This is a genomic window from Staphylococcus sp. URHA0057 (assembly GCF_000620265.1).
GTDB classification, from domain to species: domain Bacteria; phylum Bacillota; class Bacilli; order Staphylococcales; family Staphylococcaceae; genus Staphylococcus; species Staphylococcus pasteuri.
This window is the reverse complement of sequence record NZ_JHVS01000024.1, coordinates 1-3,030: the sequence shown is the minus strand read 5'-3', so window position 1 is coordinate 3,030 and position 3,030 is coordinate 1. Positions and strand designations below refer to the sequence as shown.

The 3,030-nt window shown below is 49.3% G+C and carries 1 rRNA gene; it reads left to right on the top strand.

Going from position 1 to position 3,030, the window contains the following annotated elements:
* The first annotated feature begins 83 nt into the window (after nt 1-83).
* A 23S ribosomal RNA gene (locus tag N524_RS0109380) occupies nt 84-3,005 on the top strand.
* Nucleotides 3,006-3,030: the final 25 nt, after the last annotated feature.

Below are 3,030 nucleotides of genomic sequence, written 5' to 3'. Positions count from 1 at the left end.
CTTGAATTCATAAGAAATAATCGCTAGTGTTCGAAAGAACACTCACAAGATTAATAACGCGTTTCCTGTAGGATGGAAACATAGATTAAGTTATTAAGGGCGCACGGTGGATGCCTTGGCACTAGAAGCCGAAGAAGGACGTTACTAACGACGATATGCTTTGGGGAGCTGTAAGTAAGCGTTGATCCAGAGATTTCCGAATGGGGAAACCCAACATGAGTTATGTCATGTTATCGATATGTGAATACATAGCATATCAGAAGGCAGACCCGGAGAACTGAAACATCTTAGTACCCGGAGGAAGAGAAAGAAAAATCGATTCCCTGAGTAGCGGCGAGCGAAACGGGAAGAGCCCAAACCAACAAGCTTGCTTGTTGGGGTTGTAGGACACTCTATACGGAGTTACAAAAGTATATATTAGACGAATCATCTGGAAAGTTGAATCAAAGAAGGTAATAATCCTGTAGTCGAAAATATATACTCTCTTGAGTGGATCCTGAGTACGACGGAGCACGTGAAATTCCGTCGGAATCTGGGAGGACCATCTCCTAAGGCTAAATACTCTCTAGTGACCGATAGTGAACCAGTACCGTGAGGGAAAGGTGAAAAGTACCCCGGAAGGGGAGTGAAAGAGAACTTGAAACCGTGTGCTTACAAGTAGTCAGAGCCCGTTAATGGGTGATGGCGTGCCTTTTGTAGAATGAACCGGCGAGTTACGATTTGATGCAAGGTTAAGCAGTGAATGTGGAGCCGTAGCGAAAGCGAGTCTGAATAGGGCGTTGAGTATTTGGTCGTAGACCCGAAACCAGGTGATCTACCCTTGGTCAGGTTGAAGTTCAGGTAACACTGAATGGAGGACCGAACCGACTTACGTTGAAAAGTGAGCGGATGAACTGAGGGTAGCGGAGAAATTCCAATCGAACCTGGAGATAGCTGGTTCTCTCCGAAATAGCTTTAGGGCTAGCCTCAAGTGATGATTATTGGAGGTAGAGCACTGTTTGGACGAGGGGCCCTTCTCGGGTTACCGAATTCAGACAAACTCCGAATGCCAATCAATTTAACTTGGGAGTCAGAACATGGGTGATAAGGTCCGTGTTCGAAAGGGAAACAGCCCAGACCACCAGCTAAGGTCCCAAAATATATGTTAAGTGGAAAAGGATGTGGCGTTGCCCAGACAACTAGGATGTTGGCTTAGAAGCAGCCATCATTTAAAGAGTGCGTAATAGCTCACTAGTCGAGTGACACTGCGCCGAAAATGTACCGGGGCTAAACATATTACCGAAGCTGTGGATTGTCCGTAGGACAATGGTAGGAGAGCGTTCTAAGGGCGTTGAAGCATGATCGCAAGGACATGTGGAGCGCTTAGAAGTGAGAATGCCGGTGTGAGTAGCGAAAGACGGGTGAGAATCCCGTCCACCGATTGACTAAGGTTTCCAGAGGAAGGCTCGTCCGCTCTGGGTTAGTCGGGTCCTAAGCTGAGGCCGACAGGCGTAGGCGATGGATAACAGGTTGATATTCCTGTACCACCTAGTATCGTTTTAATCGATGGGGGGACGCAGTAGGATAGGCGAAGCGTGCTATTGGATTGCACGTCCAAGCAGTAAGACTGAGTGTTAGGCAAATCCGGCACTCGTAAGGTCAAGCTGTGATGGGGAGAGGAAATTGTTTCCTCGAGTCGTTGATTTCACACTGCCAAGAAAAGCCTCTAGATAGATAACAGGTGCCCGTACCGCAAACCGACACAGGTAGTCAAGATGAGAATTCTAAGGTGAGCGAGCGAACTCTCGTTAAGGAACTCGGCAAAATGACCCCGTAACTTCGGGAGAAGGGGTGCTCTTTAGGGTTAACGCCCAGAAGAGCCGCAGTGAATAGGCCCAAGCGACTGTTTATCAAAAACACAGGTCTCTGCTAAACCGTAAGGTGATGTATAGGGGCTGACGCCTGCCCGGTGCTGGAAGGTTAAGAGGAGTAGTTAGCTTCTGCGAAGCTACGAATCGAAGCCCCAGTAAACGGCGGCCGTAACTATAACGGTCCTAAGGTAGCGAAATTCCTTGTCGGGTAAGTTCCGACCCGCACGAAAGGCGTAACGATTTGGGCACTGTCTCAACGAGAGACTCGGTGAAATCATAGTACCTGTGAAGATGCAGGTTACCCGCGACAGGACGGAAAGACCCCGTGGAGCTTTACTGTAGCCTGATATTGAAATTCGGCACAGCTTGTACAGGATAGGTAGGAGCCTTTGAAACGTGAGCGCTAGCTTACGTGGAGGCATTGGTGGGATACTACCCTAGCTGTGTTGGCTTTCTAACCCGCACCACTTATCGTGGTGGGAGACAGTGTCAGGTGGGCAGTTTGACTGGGGCGGTCGCCTCCTAAAAGGTAACGGAGGCGCTCAAAGGTTCCCTCAGAATGGTTGGAAATCATTCATAGAGTGTAAAGGCATAAGGGAGCTTGACTGCGAGACTTACAAGTCGAGCAGGGTCGAAAGACGGACTTAGTGATCCGGTGGTTCCGCATGGAAGGGCCATCGCTCAACGGATAAAAGCTACCCCGGGGATAACAGGCTTATCTCCCCCAAGAGTTCACATCGACGGGGAGGTTTGGCACCTCGATGTCGGCTCATCGCATCCTGGGGCTGTAGTCGGTCCCAAGGGTTGGGCTGTTCGCCCATTAAAGCGGTACGCGAGCTGGGTTCAGAACGTCGTGAGACAGTTCGGTCCCTATCCGTCGTGGGCGTAGGAAATTTGAGAGGAGCTGTCCTTAGTACGAGAGGACCGGGATGGACATACCTCTGGTGTACCAGTTGTCGTGCCAACGGCATAGCTGGGTAGCTATGTATGGACGGGATAAGTGCTGAAAGCATCTAAGCATGAAGCCCCCCTCAAGATGAGATTTCCCAACTTCGGTTATAAGATCCCTCAAAGATGATGAGGTTAATAGGTTCGAGGTGGAAGCGTGGTGACACGTGGAGCTGACGAATACTAATCGATCGAAGACTTAATCAATTTTATGTTTTGCGACGCAAAATCA